This window comes from Streptomyces sp. NPDC059743 (assembly GCF_042732975.1).
GTDB lineage: Bacteria > Actinomycetota > Actinomycetes > Streptomycetales > Streptomycetaceae > Streptomyces.
This window is the reverse complement of the sequence record NZ_JBHWGS010000004.1, coordinates 301,821-318,055: the sequence shown is the minus strand read 5'-3', so window position 1 is coordinate 318,055 and position 16,235 is coordinate 301,821. Positions and strand designations below refer to the sequence as shown.

Sequence of the window (16,235 nt, the reverse complement as noted above, 5' to 3'; positions counted from 1 at the left end):
GATGGACTCCAAGCGGCAGGAAACTCCGGCTGCGGTACAAGCGGAAGGCATCGTCAAGCGCTTCGGTCCCACCGTGGCGCTGGACGGCGTCCGGCTCACCGTACGGCCCGGCGAGTCCCACGCGCTCGTGGGACGCAACGGCGCGGGCAAGTCCACCCTGGTCAGCGTGATCACCGGGCTGCACAGGCCGGACGCGGGCCGGGTGAGCTTCGGCGGCGAGCCCGCGCCCGCCTTCGGCGACACCACGGCCTGGCAGTCCAAGGTCGCCTGTGTGTACCAGAAGTCGATGGTCGTACCCGATCTGACCGTCGCGGAGAATCTGTTCCTCAACCACTACGGTCTGGACCGGAGCGGCGCAGGACCGGGCGGCCGGTTCATCAGCTGGCGCGGACTGCGCAAGCGCGCACAGGATCTGCTCGCGGAGTACGGAGTCGATGTCGACCCGAACGCCCGCGCCAAGGATCTTCCGGTCGAGCAGCGGCAGTTCGTCGAGATCGCACGGGCGCTGTCCTTCGGCGCCCGGCTGATCATTCTCGACGAGCCCACGGCGCAGCTCGACGCCCGCGGTATCCAGCGGCTCTTCGACAAGCTCCGTGAACTGCGGAGCCAGGGTGTGGCGTTTCTCTTCATCTCCCACCATCTCCAGGAGGTGTACGAACTGTGCACCGCCGTCACCGTCTACCGCGACGCCCGCCATGTGCTGACCGCACCGGTGGCCGAGCTGTCGAAGGAGGACCTGGTGTCGGCGATGACCGGTGAGTCGGCGGGCACGGCCGTCGCCTGGCACGCCGCGCGCGCGACCGCGCCGGACGCCGGGGCCGAGCCCGTACTGGAGGTCGAAGGGCTCGCCCTGGAGGGCGAGTTCGATCCGCTCGATCTCGCCGTACGGCCCGGTGAGGTGCTCGGTCTGGCCGGGAGCGCGGCCAGCGGCAACACGGCGCTCGGCGAGACCCTGGTCGGGATGCGCGCGCCGACCGCGGGACGGATCGCCGTACGCGGGCGCCCGGTCAAGCCCGGCAGCGTCCCGCACGCCCTGGACGCCGGAATCGGCTACATCCCCGAGGACCGGCACCGCCAGGGACTCGTACTGGACCGGAGCGTCGCCGAGAACGCCACGCTCACGGTCACCGATCAGCTCGGCCCGTGGGGGACCGTACTGCCCTCGCGGACCAGGGAGTTCGCCAAGGGCATGATCGAGTCGCTGGACATCAAGACGCAGGGCCCCGAGCAGCCCGTCTCGGGACTGTCCGGCGGCAATCAGCAGAAGGTCGTCGTCGCCCGCGCCCTGGCGCGCGGCCCGAGCGCGCTGGTCGCGCTGCGGCCCACCGCGGGCGTCGATGTGAAGTCGAAGGACTCGCTGCTCGGCGTGGTGCGCAGAGTGGCGGACGAGGGCAGCGCGGCCGTGATCATCTCGGACGAGCTGGACGATCTGCGGGTGTGCGACCGGGTGCTCGCCCTGTTCCACGGGCGCGTGGTGGCGTCGTTCGAAAGCGGGTGGACCGACCGGGAACTGGTCGCCGCCATGGAAGGTGTGGGAGAGCGGGAATGACGGAGACCATACGACCGCCGGTGGCGGAGGAGACCGGGAGCGCGACTCCGCGCGGCCGGCTCCAGCTCATCCGGTGGAGCGACTTCTCCCTGGTGCCGGTGATCCTGGTGCTGATGGTGATCGGCTTCATCGTCTCGCCGGTCTTTCTCACCTCCAGCAATCTGATCAGCGTCGTCCAGCAGTCCTCGGAGCTGAGCCTGCTGGTCCTCGGCCAGGCGCTGATCCTGATCTGCGGCCGGATGGACCTGTCGCTGGAGTCGACGATCGGTATCGCGCCGGTCATCGCCATGTGGCTGGTGCTGCCCTCGGAGGGCGGCCGGTTCGCCGGACTCGATCTGCTGCCGGTCTGGATGGCCATCCCGGCCTGTCTGCTGGTCGGTGTGGCCATCGGCGCGGTCAACGGCTTTCTGATGCTCAAGCTGCGGGTGAACGGCTTCATCGCCACCCTCGGCATGCTCACCATGCTGCGCGGCCTCCACATCGGTATCACCGAGGGCAAGTCGATCACCGATGTCCCGGAGTCCTTCCGGTACCTGGGCAAGACCGACTGGCTGGGCGCGCCGGCCGCCGTCTGGATCTGTCTGGCGCTGTTCGCGATCGGCGGCGCGGCGCTCGCGTGGCTGCGGCACGGACGGTCGCTGTACGCCATCGGCGGCAATCCGGAGGCGGCCCGCGCGGCCGGTATCCGGGTGGACCGCGTCACCTGGATCGTGCTGGCCGTCGGCGGGCTGCTCGCGGCCTTCGCGGGCATCCTCTACACCGGTCACTACGGGTCGGTCGCGGCCACCCAGGGCAACGGCTGGATCTTCCAGGTCTTCGCCGCGGCCGTCATCGGCGGTATCAGCCTCAAGGGCGGGCGCGGCACGCTCTTCGGCGCGCTGACGGGTGTGCTGACGCTTCAGCTCGTGGTCAATGTGATGACGCTCGGAGGTGTGCCCGCGCTCTGGAACCAGTTCCTCAACGGTGCGATCATCATCGTCGCGCTGGTCATCTCCCGCTTCGCGAGCGGCGAGAAGCAGGACTGACCGCAGGACCGGCCGTACGTACGGTACGTGCCGCCACCTCGGCCCGCGGGCCCCTGAGACCTCAGGGGCCCGCGGCGGTTTCGGAGAGCTCCGGAGAGCTTCAGAGGGTCGACCTCAGCCACATCTCGACGCTCGCGATATGCACGGTCGCCCAGGACCGGGCCGCTTCGGCGTCCCGGTCCCTGAGCGCCGCCAGGATCGCCCGGTGCTCGTGGAGCGTACGGCTGACGGCGTCCTCCTGAGTCAGCCCGCGCCAGATCCTGGCCCGGGTCGTGGGCCCGGAGAGCCCGTCCAGGAGCGAGCAGAGCACCGAGTTGCCCGACGACTGCACGATTCCGCGGTGGAACTCCAGATCGGCCGCGACGAGCTGCTCCACCGAGGGCCGCTCCCCGAGGGCGTCCAACTGACCGTCCAGCACGTCCAGTTCGGCCTCCGTTATCCGCGCGCTCGCCATCGCCGTGGCGGCCGGCTCCAGGATGCGGCGTACGGCGAGGAACTCCAGCACGGTGTCGTCCCGGTGGAAGTCCACCACGAAGCTGAGCGCCTCAAGGAGCAGCTGGGGATCGAGGCTGGTGACATACGTGCCGTCGCCCTGCCGTACATCGAGGATGCGGATGAGCGACAGCGCGCGTACCGCCTCGCGCAGCGAGTTGCGCGACAGCCCCAGATCTGCGGCGAGTTCGCTCTCCTTCGGGAGGCGGTCTCCCGGGCGCAGCGCACCGGAGACGATCATTCCCTTGATCTTCTCGATGGCCTCGTCGGTGACTGCCATGGCGACCTCCATACATCCGATGTATCGGTCCCCATTATGCGTCTCCGAAGCGCGATGAGAGGCGCTCCGGGACAAGGAGCGCCTCTCGGTTCGTACTTATGTCCTGTCGGTTCCGCTCGGACATCTGTGCTCAGTTGCGCTTGCCCAGCAGCTCCTCGACCGCGGAGCGGACGCGTTCCGTGTTCAGACCACGGATCGTCAGTGTCGTACGGCGGCGCAGTACGTCGTCGGCCGTCTCGGCCCACTCGTGGTCGCGGGCGTAGACGACCTGGGCCCAGATCTCCGGTGCGTCCGGATGGATCCGCTCGCCCAGCTCCGGGTACTCGTTCGCCAGCCGCACGATGTCGAAGGCGAGCGAGCCGTAGTGGGTGGCGAGATGGCGGGCGGTGTCCGGCGCCATGGACGGGCCCGTACCGCCGCCGTCGATGAGCAGCCGGTGGGCCACCGCGTTCGGACTGGCGATGCCCGGCAGCGGCAGCTTCTTCGGCAGCGCCGAAACCGGCTCCATGCCCTGGCCGAGCGGATGTCCGGGCAGGGACTCCAGCTTGGCCAGGACCGTACGGCCGATATGGCGGAAGGTCGTCCACTTGCCGCCGGCCACCGACAGCATGCCGCCGCGGCCCTCGGTCACGACCGTCTCGCGCCTGGCCTTGGAGGTGTCACCGGGGCCGCCGGGCAGTACCCGCAGACCCGCGAAGGCGTAGGTGATCAGATCGCGGGAGAGCTGCTGGTCGCGGACCGAGAGCGCGGCCTCGTCCAGGATCTGGCGTACGTCCTTCTCGTTGACGCCGACCGCGCCGGGATCGCCCTCGTACTCCTCGTCCGTCGTACCGAGCAGCAGCATGTCCTCCCAAGGGAGGGCGAAGGCGATCCGGTACTTGTCGATGGGCGTGGCGAGCGCGGCCTCCCAGGGCGCGGTGCGCCGCAGGACGAGATGCGCGCCTTTGGAGAGCCGGACGGAGGGCGCCGCGTGCGGGTCCTCCAGCCGGCGCAGATGGTCGACCCAGGGTCCGGTGGCGTTGAGGACCAGCCGCGCGTCGACACCGAACTCCGTACCGTCCATACGGTCCCGCAGCTCCGCGCCCGTCACCCGGCCCCGGGTGAAGCGCAGCCCGGTGACCTCCGCGTGGTTGAGGACGGTGGCTCCGGAGTCGACGGCGGCACGGACGGTCATCAGCGCCATCCGCGCGTCGTTCATCTGGTCGTCGCCGTAGACGGCCACGGCCCGGAGATTGTCCGTACGCAGCTCGGGCACCGCCTGGCGGGCCTTGGCCGGGCTGATCAGATGGCCGACGCCGTCACCGAACGCGGAGAGCGCCGAGTACGCGAAGACACCGGCGCCGAGCTTGGCGGCGCCGTGCGGTCCGCCCTTGTAGACCGGCAGGTAGAAGGTGAGCGGACGGGCGAGATGCGGTGCCACCTGCCGGGACACCGCGCGCCGCTCGAAGTGGTTCTCCGCCACCAGCTTCACCGCGCCGGTCTGGAGATAGCGCAGACCGCCGTGGAGCAGCTTGGAGGAGGCGGAGGAGGTGGCACCGGCGAAGTCGCCGCCGTCCACCAGGGCCACCCGCAGTCCGGACTGGGAGGCGTGCCAGGCGGTGGATATGCCGAGAATGCCGCCGCCTATCACCAGGAGGTCGTAGGACGCCCTGGACAGCGTGTTCCGGGTCTCCGCCCGGCTCGGCAGGGAACCGCCCGCCGGATGCGTCCCGAGCGCGGGGACGCTCTCCAGGATGCTCATTCGTCGCTCCACTCCTCTTGGGCCTTCGTGTCCTGGGCCGTCGCTCAGGCGTCGTCGTGGTCGAGCCAGCCCATGGTGCGGTCGACGGCCTTGAGCCAGAGCTTGTACTCGCGCTCGCGCGTCTCCTGATCCATCCGCGGTGTCCACTCGGCGGCCCGGCGCCAGTTGGCGCGCAGCGCGTCGGTGTCCGGCCAGAAGCCCACGGCCAGACCGGCGGCATAGGCGGCGCCGAGACAGGTGGTCTCGGCCACCATCGGACGGACCACCGGCGCGTCCAGGACATCGGCGAGCGTCTGCATCAGCAGATTGTTGGCGGTCATACCGCCGTCGACCTTCAGCGCGGTCAGCTCCACACCGGAGTCCTTCGTCATGGCGTCGCTGATCTCCCGGGTCTGCCAGGCCGTGGCCTCCAGCACCGCGCGGGCGATATGGGCCTTGGTGACATAGCCGGTCAGACCGGCGATCACGCCGCGCGCGTCCGCGCGCCAGTGCGGTGCGAACAGACCGGAGAAGGCCGGTACGAAGTACGCGCCGCCGTTGTCGTCCACCGAGGACGCCAGCGTCTCGATCTCGGCCGCGGACTTGATCAGCCCCATCTGGTCGCGCATCCACTGCACCAGCGAGCCGGTGACGGCGATGGCGCCCTCCAGCGCGTACACCGCGGGCTCGTCGCCGACGCGGTAGCCGACGGTCGTCAGCAGACCGCTGTAGGAGTTCACGGGTTTGCCGCCGGTGTTCATCAGCATGAAGGTGCCGGTGCCATAGGTCGACTTGGCCTCTCCCTCGGCGAAACAGGTCTGGCCGAAGAGCGCCGCCTGCTGGTCACCGAGCGCGGAGGCGACCGGGACACCGTCCAGCACACCGCCCTTGGCCGTGCCGTACACCTCGGACGAGGAGCGGATCTTCGGCAGGATCGAGGCCGGCACGCCCATCGAGGAGAGGATCTTGGGATCCCATTCCAGGGTGCGCAGATTCATCAGCATCGTGCGGGAGGCGTTGGTGACGTCCGTGACATGCGCGCCGCCGTGGATTCCGCCGGTCAGATTCCAGATGACCCAGGAGTCCATCGTCCCGAAGTGGATCTCGCCGCGCTCCGCCCGCTCGCGCAGTCCCTCGACATTGTCCAGCAGCCAGCGTGCCTTCGGGCCGGCGAAATAGCTGGAGAGCGGCAGACCCGTCTCACGGCGGAACCGGTCCTGGCCGACATTGCGGCCCAGCTCACGGCAGAGCGCGTCGGTACGGGTGTCCTGCCAGACGATGGCGTTGTGCACGGGCAGGCCGGTGTTCCGGTCCCAGAGCACGGTGGTCTCGCGCTGGTTGGTGATACCGATCGCCTTGACATCGGCGGAGGTGATGCCCGCCTTCTCGATCGCGCGCGCCACGACCTCCTGGACATTGGTCCAGATCTCGGTCGGGTCGTGCTCCACCCAGCCCGGCTTCGGGAAGATCTGCTCGTGCTCCTTCTGGTCGACGGCGACGATACGGCCGTCCCGGTCGAAGACGATGCAGCGGCTCGATGTGGTGCCCTGGTCGATGGCCGCGATGAACGGTCCGGCGCCGCGGGCGGTTCCGGTGGTGGTTGCGTCGCTCACGGTGTCTGCTCCTGCTCGATAGCGCTCGATACGCTCGATGGCGAAGGGAGAGGGTGGCTTACGTGAAGATCCAGGGGCTCCAGGCGCGCGGTATCCGCCGCGGTCCGGTGCGCCGTCCCGTGCGGCGCTGTCACACCCTAACGCTTTCTCCCGTAAGGCATTCGGCAATGCCGACCAGTGGACGGCTGGCTTCTGGTAGGTGCTCCTTCCCGAGGCACCGCGTCTTCTTCGGCCGTCCTTGACCTTCCCGGACCTCGTTCCTTCCGATGATCCGCCATCCGGTTCAGAACCGCCCGGCGCCGATCTCCCTGGACACCGCGCGTGCGCAGTCACGGACCGCCGCGACCAGCTCCGACCGCACGTCACCCGTGGGACAGATACGTTCCACCGCGCCGGTGACGGCGATCGCCCCGACCGGCATCCGCCGCCGGTCATGGACGGGAGCCGCCACCGCGGCGACGCCCTCCCAGGTCTCCTCGACATCCGCGGCCCAGCCGCGCTCCCTGGTCAGCTCCAGCACGGCCTCGAACTCCGCCGCGGCGGTGATCGTCCGCGCGGTCAGGGCCGGACGCTCGTTCTCGACCGCCTGCCCGCGCGCCACCGGGTCGTACGCCGAGAGCACCTTGCCCAGCGCCGTGGAGTGCAGCGGCTGCATGGCGCCCACCTCCAGCACCTGCCGGCTGTCGTCCGGGCGGAAGACATGGTGGACGATCAGTACGCCCTGCTGGTGCACCACACCGAGATGGACGCTCTCACCGCTGGACCTGGCCAGATCGTCCGTCCAGACCAGGGCGCGGGCCCTCAGCTCATGGATGTCCAGATAGCTGTTCCCGAGCCGCAGCAGCTCGGCCCCGAGCTGATAGCGCCCGGACGCCGCGTCCTGTTCGACAAAGCCCTCCGCCTGGAGCGTGCGCAGGATGCCATGGGCCGTGCCCTTGGCGAGACCGACCGCCGAGGCGATGTCGGACAGACCGAGCCGGCGCTCACCGCCCGCGAGCAGCCGCAGCATCGCCGCCGCCCGCTCCAGCGACTGGATGTTCTTCGCCATCGGATCCGGACCTCCATCGACTGTCGACCATGCCGAACACTATCGGGCACTGCCGAGCATCCGGATCTTTCCCTGCACAGGATGCCGTCGGCCCGCCGAGATCCACACCGCGGAGCGGCCCGCCCGGCTACGCTGGCCGGGTGCGCCTTCCAATCAGAGGGCGCAAAGCCGACAGCCGTCGCATCCCAGGGAGTACTTTCATGGCCTCGTCGCCGACCCCCTCCACCGACAGCCGGACCCGTATCGAAGCCCTCCGTGAGGCATTGGCCACCCGTGTGGTGGTCGCCGACGGTGCGATGGGCACGATGCTCCAGGCACAGGATCCGACGATGGAGGACTTCCAGAATCTGGAAGGCTGCAACGAGATCCTGAATGTGACACGGCCCGACATCGTCCGGTCCGTCCACCAGGAGTACTTCGCGGTCGGTGTGGACTGCGTGGAGACGAACACCTTCGGTACGAACTACGCGGCGCTCGCGGAGTACGACATCGCCGAGCGGGTCTTCGAGCTGGCCGAGTCCGGCGCGCGGATCGCCCGAGAGGTCGCCGACGAGTTCACGGCGTCCACCGGGCAGCAGCGCTGGGTGCTGGGCTCCATGGGTCCGGGGACGAAGCTGCCGACGCTGGGACACGTCCCGTATCTCACCCTGCGCGACGCCTACCAGCAGAACGCGGAAGGCATGATCGCGGGCGGCGCCGACGCGCTGCTGGTGGAGACCACCCAGGACCTGCTCCAGACGAAGGCCGCCGTCCTCGGCGCCCGCCGCGCGCTGGCGGCCACCGGCACGAACCTGCCCATCATCTGCTCGGTCACGGTCGAGACGACCGGCACCATGCTGCTCGGCTCGGAGATCGGCGCGGCACTGACCGCGCTGGAGCCGCTGGGCATCGACATGATCGGTCTGAACTGCGCCACGGGCCCGGCCGAGATGAGCGAGCATCTGCGCTATCTGGCCCGGCACTCCCGTATCCCGCTCTCCTGCATGCCCAACGCCGGCCTTCCCGTCCTCGGCAAGGACGGCGCGCACTACCCGCTGTCGGCCGGCGAACTGGCGGACGCGCAGGAGACGTTCGTGCGTGAGTACGGGCTGTCGCTGGTGGGCGGCTGCTGCGGTACGACACCGGAGCATCTGCGTCAGGTGGTCGAGCGCGTACGCGGCAAGGCTCTGACGGAGCGTGAGCCGCACCCGGAGCCGGGCGCCGCGTCCCTCTACCAGACCGTGCCGTTCCGGCAGGACACCTCGTATCTCGCCATCGGCGAGCGGACGAACGCCAACGGCTCGAAGAAGTTCCGCGAGGCCATGCTGGACGGCCGCTGGGACGACTGTGTGGAGATGGCCCGCGACCAGATCCGCGAGGGTGCCCATCTGCTGGACCTGTGCGTGGACTATGTCGGCCGGGACGGTGTCGCCGACATGGCGGAGCTGGCGGGCCGGTTCGCCACCGCCTCCACCCTGCCGATCGTGCTGGACTCGACCGAGCTGAATGTGATCGAGGCGGGGCTGGAGAAGCTCGGTGGCCGCGCGGTGATCAACTCGGTGAACTACGAGGACGGCGACGGCCCGGAGTCGCGCTTCGCGAAGGTGACCGCGCTGGCTGTCGAGCACGGCGCGGCGCTGATCGCGCTGACCATCGACGAGGAGGGCCAGGCCCGTACCGTCGAGCACAAGATCGCCATCGCCGAACGGCTGATCACCGATCTGACCGCCAACTGGGGTGTCCATGAGTCGGACATCCTCATCGACTGCCTCACCTTCACCATCTGCACCGGGCAGGAGGAGTCCCGGCGCGACGGCATCGCCACCATCGAGGCGATCCGTGAGCTCAAGCGCCTCCATCCGGACGTCCAGACCACCCTGGGGCTGTCGAACATCTCCTTCGGTCTCAACCCGGCCGCCCGTGTCGTCCTCAACTCGGTCTTCCTGGACGAGTGTGTGAAGGCGGGCCTGGACTCGGCGATCGTGCACGCCTCGAAGATCCTGCCGATCGCGCGGCTGGACGAGGAGCAGGTCAAGGTCGCGCACGATCTGATCTACGACCGGCGCAGCGAGGGCTACGACCCGCTCCAGAAGCTGATGGAGCTCTTCGAGGGCGTCAACACGAAGTCGATGAAGGACGGCCGGGCCGAGGAGCTGCTCGCGCTGCCGCTGGAGGAGCGGCTGCGGCGCCGGATCATCGACGGCGAGAAGAACGGTCTGGACAGGGACCTCGCCGAGGCGTTGGAGAGCCGGCCGGCCCTGGACATCGTCAACGACACGCTGCTGGAGGGCATGAAGGTCGTCGGTGAGCTGTTCGGCTCCGGCCAGATGCAGCTTCCGTTCGTGCTCCAGTCCGCCGAGGTGATGAAGACCGCGGTCGCTTATCTGGAACCGCACATGGAGAAGACCGATGACGAGGGCAAGGGCACGATCGTGCTGGCCACCGTCCGCGGTGACGTCCATGACATCGGCAAGAACCTGGTCGACATCATCCTCTCCAACAACGGCTACAACGTGGTGAATCTGGGCATCAAGCAGCCCGTCTCCGCGATCCTGGAGGCCGCCGAGGAGCACAGGGCGGATGTGATCGGCATGTCCGGTCTGCTGGTGAAGTCGACCGTGATCATGAAGGAGAATCTGGAGGAGCTGAACCAGCGCAAGATGGCGGCCGACTATCCCGTCATCCTCGGCGGCGCGGCGCTGACCCGGGCCTATGTCGAGCAGGACCTCCACGAGATCTACCAGGGCGAAGTCCGCTACGCCCGGGACGCGTTCGAGGGCCTGCGGCTGATGGACGCGCTGATCGCGGTCAAGCGCGGAGTGCCCGGCGCCACGCTTCCCGAGCTGAAGCAGCGCCGGGTCAAGGCCACCGCCAACGCCGTGGTGGAGGAGCGTCCCGAGCAGGGCACGGTCCGCTCCGACGTCGCCGTCGACAACCCCGTTCCCGAACCGCCGTTCTGGGGCACCCGGGTCGTCAAGGGCATCCAGCTCAAGGAGTACGCGTCCTGGCTGGACGAGGGCGCCCTCTTCAAGGGCCAGTGGGGGCTGAAGGAGGCCCGCAAGGGCGGTCCGAGCTACGAGGAGCTGGTCGAGAGCGAGGGCCGGCCGCATCTGCGCGGCTGGCTGGACCAGATGCACACGCAGAACCTGCTGGAGGCCGCCGTCGTCTACGGCTACTTCCCGTGCGTCTCCAAGGGCGACGACCTGATCGTGCTCAACGACGACGGCTCCGAGCGCACGCGCTTCACCTTCCCGCGCCAGCGCCGCGGCCGGCGCCTGTGCCTCGCGGACTTCTTCCGCCCGGAGGAGTCCGGCGAGCGGGATGTGGTCGGCTTCCAGGTCGTCACCGTCGGCTCGAAGATCGGTGAGCGGACCGCCGAGCTGTTCGAGTCCAACTCCTATCGCGACTATCTCGAACTGCACGGTCTCTCCGTCCAGCTCGCCGAGGCACTTGCCGAGTACTGGCACGCCCGGGTCCGCTCCGAACTGGGCTTCGCCGGTGAGGATCCGGCCGAGGTCGAGGACATGTTCGCGCTGAAGTACCGGGGCGCGCGCTTCTCGCTGGGCTACGGCGCCTGCCCGGATCTGGAGGACCGCGCGAAGATCGCCGAGCTGCTGGAGCCGGAGCGGATCGGTGTCCAGCTCTCGGAGGAGTTCCAGCTCCATCCCGAGCAGTCCACCGACGCCATCGTGATCCACCACCCCGAGGCCAAGTACTTCAACGCACGCTGACAACGCACGCTGACAAGGTGCGCGCTCCACGCCGCCGGAATCCGATCGGCGCGGAACGCGGACGAGTCGTACACTGGTCGGTCCAGTGCAGGCCGGTCGCCTGTCCCGGTGGGGTAACCCTGCGGGAAAGGTGACCGGCCTTCTCGTCCCCTATGGAGGTGTGCCGGATGACCAGTACGGTCCCCGCGTCCTTGACCCGTACGGCCGAAGGCTCGGCCCTTCAGGCCGTTCTTCTCGACATGGACGGAACCCTGGTCGACACCGAGGGATTCTGGTGGGACGCCGAGGTGGAGGTCTTCAAGGCCCTCGGCCACGTCCTCGACGAGACCTGGCGCGATGTGGTGGTGGGCGGGCCCATGACCCGCAGCGCGACCTTCCTCATCGAGGCCACCGGCGCCGCCATCACCCTCGCCGAGCTGACCGTGCTGCTCAACGACACCTTCGAGGACCGCATCGGGCGCGGCGTACCGCTCATGCCGGGTGCCACCCGGCTGCTCACGGAGCTGGCCGCGCACGAGGTGCCCACCGCCCTGGTCTCCGCCTCGCACCGGCGCATCATCGACCGGGTCCTGGCCTCGCTCGGGCCCGAGTACTTCGCGCTCACCGTCGCGGGCGACGAGGTGCCGCGTGCGAAACCGCACCCGGACCCGTATCTGCTCGCCGCCCGGGGCCTGGGCGCCGATCCCTCGCGGTGCGCCGTCATCGAGGACACCGCCACCGGTGTCGCCGCCGCCGAGGCCGCGGGCTGCCGCGTGGTCGCCGTACCGTCCGTCGCGCCGATCGCACCGGCCGACGGACGGATCGTCGTCCGCTCGCTCGAAGAGGTCGATCTGGTATTTCTGCGCGGGATGATGACGCAAGGACACTGATCCGCGCACAGAGCGTCGCACCGGAATACGGACGGAAACTCTCGGCATTGGGCCGGGTATTTTCCGTTACCGTCGGGCGAGGCAATCCATGACCCGCTAAACGGCATGCAGAGTGAGCTTTATCACCTGCGCCCTCATCGACAGGCGCGGGCCGGACTGATCCATGGCCGTCGCGGCGGGGTCCGGGTGTGCCCTTGTGTCCTGATTGGTGGAGACGTGTACGAAACATTCCGGAGCCGGTATATCCACACGCCGCTATTATCGATCACTGTGTGATTACGTTTCAGATCAGGCCCGTTCCGGCATTCCCGGTGCCTCCGACTAATCTCGTCGCGAGCACTTCGCCGCATCAACGACGTGTCCCGACGACCCACCAAGTCGCCATGTACACAGGACCGATCGCCCTGTATCCCGGCCCGATCGCACTGCCCCGAACGGGTGGGCGCGGCGGAGTCTCCGTTAGCACCGCTGTATCTCAGTGCCGGATGAGGGAGTACGTCCAGGATGAACCGCAAGACTTTGGCGCTGTCGGCCGTGATCGGCCTGCTTGCGCCCGTGCTCGCCGGTTGCGGCGGCTCGGACGGTGGGTCCGACGGCGGTGAAGCCATTGTCGTGGGCACCACGGACCAGTACATCGCCACGGAGGAAGGTCCCGCTCCGCTGGACCCGGCCTTCGCCTACGACACCGGTTCCTGGAATGTGCTCCGCCAGACCATCCAGACGCTGATGCACGTACCGCGCGGTGGCGGAGCGCCGGTGCCCGAGGCTGCCTCCGAGTGCGGATTCACCGACCGGGAGAACGAGAGCTACCGCTGCAAGCTGCGCGAGGGCCTGAAGTTCGCCGGCGGCGATCCCATCACCGTCGAGGACGTGAAGTACTCCATCAAGCGCGTCCTGGACATTAAGGACCCCAGCGGTATCTCCGGTCTGCTGGCCAATATCGACACGATGGAGACCAACGGCGACAGAGAGATCGTCTTCCATCTCAAGGCGCCCGACGCGACGTTCCCGTACAAGCTGACCACTCCGCCGGCGGGCATCGTCAGCCAGAAGCTGTACGAGCCGGACAAGCTCCGTAACGGCTTCGAGGTGAACGGCTCGGGTCCGTACACCTTCAAGGCCGAGGTCAAGGGTGACACCGTCGTCAAGGCGGTCTTCACCAAGAACCCGGACTACAAGGGCGATCTCAGCCTCCAGAACAGCAAGGTCGAGCTGCGGCCCTTCAAGGACGCCGACAGCATGGGCAAGGCGCTCGACGACGGCGACATCGATGTGATGACCCGCGCGATGACGCCCGAGCAGGTCCAGTCGATGATCGAGAACCCCAAGGAGACCATCCAGCTCACCGAGATGCCGGGGCTGGAGATCCGCTACCTCGCCTTCAACACCGATGCTCCGAGCGCCAAGGAGAAGGCGGTACGCCAGGCCATGGCGTACACCATCGACCGCGGCCAGCTCGTCACCAAGGTGTACGGGGCCATGGCCGAGCCGCTGTACTCGCCGATCCCGTCGAGCGTCGCGACGCACACCAACTCGTTCTTCAACAAGTACGGTGACGCGAATGTGACCAAGGCCGCCCAGGTGCTGGAGGACGCCGGCATCACCACTCCGGTGAAGCTGACGCTGAACTACACCACCGACCACTACGGCGAGGTCACCGTCAAGGAGTTCGAGAACCTCCGGGACCAGCTCAACGGCAGCAAGCTCTTCGACGTCTCGATCAAGGGCGAGGAGTGGAAGACCTTCCGGCCCAACCAGACCAAGAGGGCGTACGCGATCTACGGCATGGGCTGGTTCCCGGACTTCCCGGACCCGGACACCTACATCGGGCCGTTCTTCGACAAGGACAACTTCCTCAACAGCCCGTACAACAACAGCATGCTGCGCAACCAGCTCATCCCGCAGTCGCGCCGCGAGGCCGACCGCAGCTCCGCCTCGAAGACGTTCGCCAAGATCCAGGACATCGTCGCCGACGATGTGCCGGTGCTGCCGCTGTGGCAGGGCAAGCAGTATGTGGCCGCCCGCGATGACATCGCGCGGGTGGAGTGGGCGGTCAACTCGTCCGCGGAGCTGCAGCTGTGGGAGCTGCGCAGGGGCACGAGTACGGGCTCCTGACCGAGCGGTGAAGACTTGAGGCCGGCCGGGGCGCGCCCCGGCCGGCCTCAGTCGTATGTGCCCCTGCCTCTTGGCCTCTTGCTCGCTGCGTGCCGTACGCGCCGCTACTGGGCCTACTGGGCGCCGGGGCGCACCAGGCCGCTCTCGTACGCGTACACCGCCGCCTGCACCCGGTCACGCAGCCCCAGCTTGGTCAGCACATGGCCCACATGCGTCTTGACCGTGGTCTCGCTGACGAAGAGATCCGCGGCGATCTCGGCGTTCGACAGCCCGCGCGCGACCAGCTTGAGCACCTCGACCTCGCGCTCGGTGAGCGTGTGCAGGGTGTCGGGCACCGGCTCCTCGCCGGAGGGCAGATGGTCCGCGTACTTGTCGAGCAGCCGGCGTGTGATGCTCGGCGCCAGCATCGCCTCGCCCGCCGCGACCACCCGGATCGCCTGCACCAGCTCGTTGGCGGGCGCGTCCTTGAGGAGAAAGCCGCTGGCTCCGGCGCGCAGCGCCTCCACCACATACTCGTCGAGGTCGAAGGTGGTCAGGACGAGCACCTTCGCCGGACCGTCCCGCCCGGGTCCGGTGATCTGACGGGTCGCCTCGACTCCGTCCATCCTGGGCATCCGGATGTCCATCAGCACCACATCGGGCTGGAGCGCGCGGACCTGGTCGATGGCCTGGAGGCCGTCCCCGGCCTCGCCGACGACCGCGATGTCCTGCTCGGCCTCCAGGATCATCCGGAAGCCGGTGCGCAGCAGCGGCTGGTCGTCGACCAGTAGGACGCGGACAGTCACGGGGAACTCCTTCACTAGGGCCCGCCCCATTCTGCCCTGACCGTGCCTGCGTGATTCCGCCGGGCGTGAACCGCGCTACACGCTTCCGTCCGCCTTGGCAGCCTCGGCAGCCTTGTTGGGGGGCTGCACGCTCAGCGGATATACGGGAGGTGTGCCGCCGAATTCCGGACAGAAGGCCTGATGATCACACCAGCCGCACAGCTTGGTCGGCCGAGGCCGCCAGTCGCCCGTCTCGGTGGCCGCCTTGATCGCGTCCCACAGCGCCAGCAGCTTGCGCTCCACCCGCTTCAGATCCGCTTCCACCGGGTCGTAGGTCACCACCTCGCCGCTGCCCAGATAGACGAGCTGGAGCCGGCGCGGCACCACCCGCTTCAGCCGCCAGATCACCAGCGCGTAGAACGTCATCTGGAACAGCGCTCCCTCCGCGTACTCGGGGCGGGGCGCCTTGCCCGTCTTGTAGTCGACGATCCGCACCTCGCCCGTCGGCGCCACATCGACGCGGTCGATCACTCCGCGCAGCCGCAGCCCCGACTCCAGCTCCGTCTCCACGAACAGCTCACGCTCCGCGGGCTCCAGACGCGTCGGATCCTCCAGCGAGAACCACCGCTCCACCAGCTCCTCCGCCTGGCCCAGCCAGCGCGTCAGCCGCTCGCCCTCCGTGTCCTCGGCGAACAGCTCGCTCAGCTCGGGCCGGGACTCCAGCAGCCGGTCCCACTGGCCTGGGATCAGCGCCTTGGCGCGCGGCGCCGTGCGCTCGCCGGCGGGCGCGTCGAAGAGCCGCTCCAGCACGGCGTGCACCAGCGTGCCGCGCGTGGCCGCCTCGCTCGGCTTCTCCGGCAGCTTGTCGATCACCCGGAACCGGTACAGCAGAGGGCACTGCATGAAGTCGCTCGCGCGCGACGGAGACAGTGAAGTGGGCGGCAGGCTCGTACTCATGACGCAGACCCTATGGCCCGACACTGACAGCGATCCGAATACCATCGACTACAGAGCCACTCGCACTGCATGATCGAGCGAGTGACGCTGCCG

11 protein-coding genes are annotated in these 16,235 nt (G+C 68.5%); 5 read left to right on the top strand and 6 right to left on the bottom strand.

What is annotated here, in order from left to right:
- Window position 1: 1 nt before the first annotated feature.
- Window positions 2-1,549 (top strand): sugar ABC transporter ATP-binding protein, encoded by a 1,548-nt coding sequence (locus ACFV6H_RS09650; protein WP_384976637.1) that lies wholly within the window; start codon window positions 2-4, stop codon window positions 1,547-1,549.
- The gene (locus tag ACFV6H_RS09645) at window positions 1,546-2,574 is read left to right on the top strand and encodes an ABC transporter permease (protein ID WP_385540168.1); all 1,029 of its coding nucleotides are present in this window, start codon (window positions 1,546-1,548) and stop codon (window positions 2,572-2,574) included. Before ACFV6H_RS09650 ends, ACFV6H_RS09645 begins: the two co-directional genes overlap by 4 nt.
- Before the next feature lie 100 nt (window positions 2,575-2,674).
- Here ACFV6H_RS09645 and ACFV6H_RS09640 read toward each other — a convergent pair whose 3' ends face one another.
- The 4 genes from ACFV6H_RS09640 to ACFV6H_RS09625 all read right to left on the bottom strand — a co-directional run bounded on the left by ACFV6H_RS09640 (window position 2,675) and on the right by ACFV6H_RS09625 (window position 7,727).
- Entirely contained in the window at window positions 2,675-3,346 is a 672-nt protein-coding gene (locus ACFV6H_RS09640) for a FadR/GntR family transcriptional regulator (protein WP_066942448.1), read from the bottom strand.
- Between the two features lie 130 nt (window positions 3,347-3,476).
- Window positions 3,477-5,087: an FAD-dependent oxidoreductase gene (locus tag ACFV6H_RS09635; protein ID WP_385540166.1), complete on the bottom strand. Its 1,611-nt coding sequence runs from the start codon at window positions 5,085-5,087 to the stop codon at window positions 3,477-3,479.
- Between the two features lie 44 nt (window positions 5,088-5,131).
- Complete coding sequence (gene glpK / locus ACFV6H_RS09630; RefSeq protein WP_384777553.1) at window positions 5,132-6,679, bottom strand: glycerol kinase GlpK; 1,548 nt, start codon at window positions 6,677-6,679, stop codon at window positions 5,132-5,134.
- A gap of 283 nt (window positions 6,680-6,962) precedes the next feature.
- Entirely contained in the window at window positions 6,963-7,727 is a 765-nt protein-coding gene (locus tag ACFV6H_RS09625) for an IclR family transcriptional regulator (RefSeq protein WP_384777550.1), read from the bottom strand.
- A 200-nt stretch (window positions 7,728-7,927) separates the two neighbouring features.
- On the opposite strand from ACFV6H_RS09625, the gene metH reads away from it, so the two are divergent.
- The 3 genes from metH to ACFV6H_RS09610 all read left to right on the top strand — a co-directional run bounded on the left by metH (window position 7,928) and on the right by ACFV6H_RS09610 (window position 14,421).
- Window positions 7,928-11,437 carry a methionine synthase gene (metH, locus tag ACFV6H_RS09620; RefSeq protein ID WP_385540163.1) on the top strand — a complete coding sequence of 1,170 codons (3,510 nt, stop codon included), beginning with the start codon at window positions 7,928-7,930 and terminating at the stop codon, window positions 11,435-11,437.
- Between the two features lie 167 nt (window positions 11,438-11,604).
- Window positions 11,605-12,306: an HAD family hydrolase gene (locus ACFV6H_RS09615; protein ID WP_385540161.1), complete on the top strand. Its 702-nt coding sequence runs from the start codon at window positions 11,605-11,607 to the stop codon at window positions 12,304-12,306.
- Window positions 12,307-12,810: 504 nt separating this feature from the next.
- Window positions 12,811-14,421 carry an ABC transporter substrate-binding protein gene (locus ACFV6H_RS09610; protein WP_384976625.1) on the top strand — a complete coding sequence of 537 codons (1,611 nt, stop codon included), beginning with the start codon at window positions 12,811-12,813 and terminating at the stop codon, window positions 14,419-14,421.
- Between the two features lie 113 nt (window positions 14,422-14,534).
- Here ACFV6H_RS09610 and ACFV6H_RS09605 read toward each other — a convergent pair whose 3' ends face one another.
- Window positions 14,535-15,206, bottom strand: coding sequence for a response regulator transcription factor (locus tag ACFV6H_RS09605; RefSeq protein WP_046498782.1), 672 nt, complete (start codon window positions 15,204-15,206; stop codon window positions 14,535-14,537).
- Window positions 15,207-15,281: 75 nt separating this feature from the next.
- On the bottom strand, window positions 15,282-16,187 hold the full coding sequence (locus ACFV6H_RS09600) for a RecB family exonuclease (RefSeq protein ID WP_385540159.1): 906 nt from the start codon (window positions 16,185-16,187) through the stop codon (window positions 15,282-15,284).
- Between the last annotated feature and the right edge of the window lie 48 nt (window positions 16,188-16,235).

Coding starts and splice junctions, on each gene's coding strand:
- ACFV6H_RS09615 (WP_385540161.1), top strand. CDS start 11,605: ATGACCAGTACGGTCCCCGCGTCCTTGACCCGTACGGCCGAAGGCTCG.
- ACFV6H_RS09640 (WP_066942448.1), bottom strand. CDS start 3,346: ATGGCAGTCACCGACGAGGCCATCGAGAAGATCAAGGGAATGATCGTC.
- metH (WP_385540163.1), top strand. CDS start 7,928: ATGGCCTCGTCGCCGACCCCCTCCACCGACAGCCGGACCCGTATCGAA.
- ACFV6H_RS09650 (WP_384976637.1), top strand. CDS start 2: ATGGACTCCAAGCGGCAGGAAACTCCGGCTGCGGTACAAGCGGAAGGC.
- ACFV6H_RS09610 (WP_384976625.1), top strand. CDS start 12,811: ATGAACCGCAAGACTTTGGCGCTGTCGGCCGTGATCGGCCTGCTTGCG.
- ACFV6H_RS09600 (WP_385540159.1), bottom strand. CDS start 16,187: ATGGTATTCGGATCGCTGTCAGTGTCGGGCCATAGGGTCTGCGTCATG.
- ACFV6H_RS09625 (WP_384777550.1), bottom strand. CDS start 7,727: ATGGCGAAGAACATCCAGTCGCTGGAGCGGGCGGCGGCGATGCTGCGG.
- ACFV6H_RS09635 (WP_385540166.1), bottom strand. CDS start 5,087: ATGAGCATCCTGGAGAGCGTCCCCGCGCTCGGGACGCATCCGGCGGGC.
- ACFV6H_RS09645 (WP_385540168.1), top strand. CDS start 1,546: ATGACGGAGACCATACGACCGCCGGTGGCGGAGGAGACCGGGAGCGCG.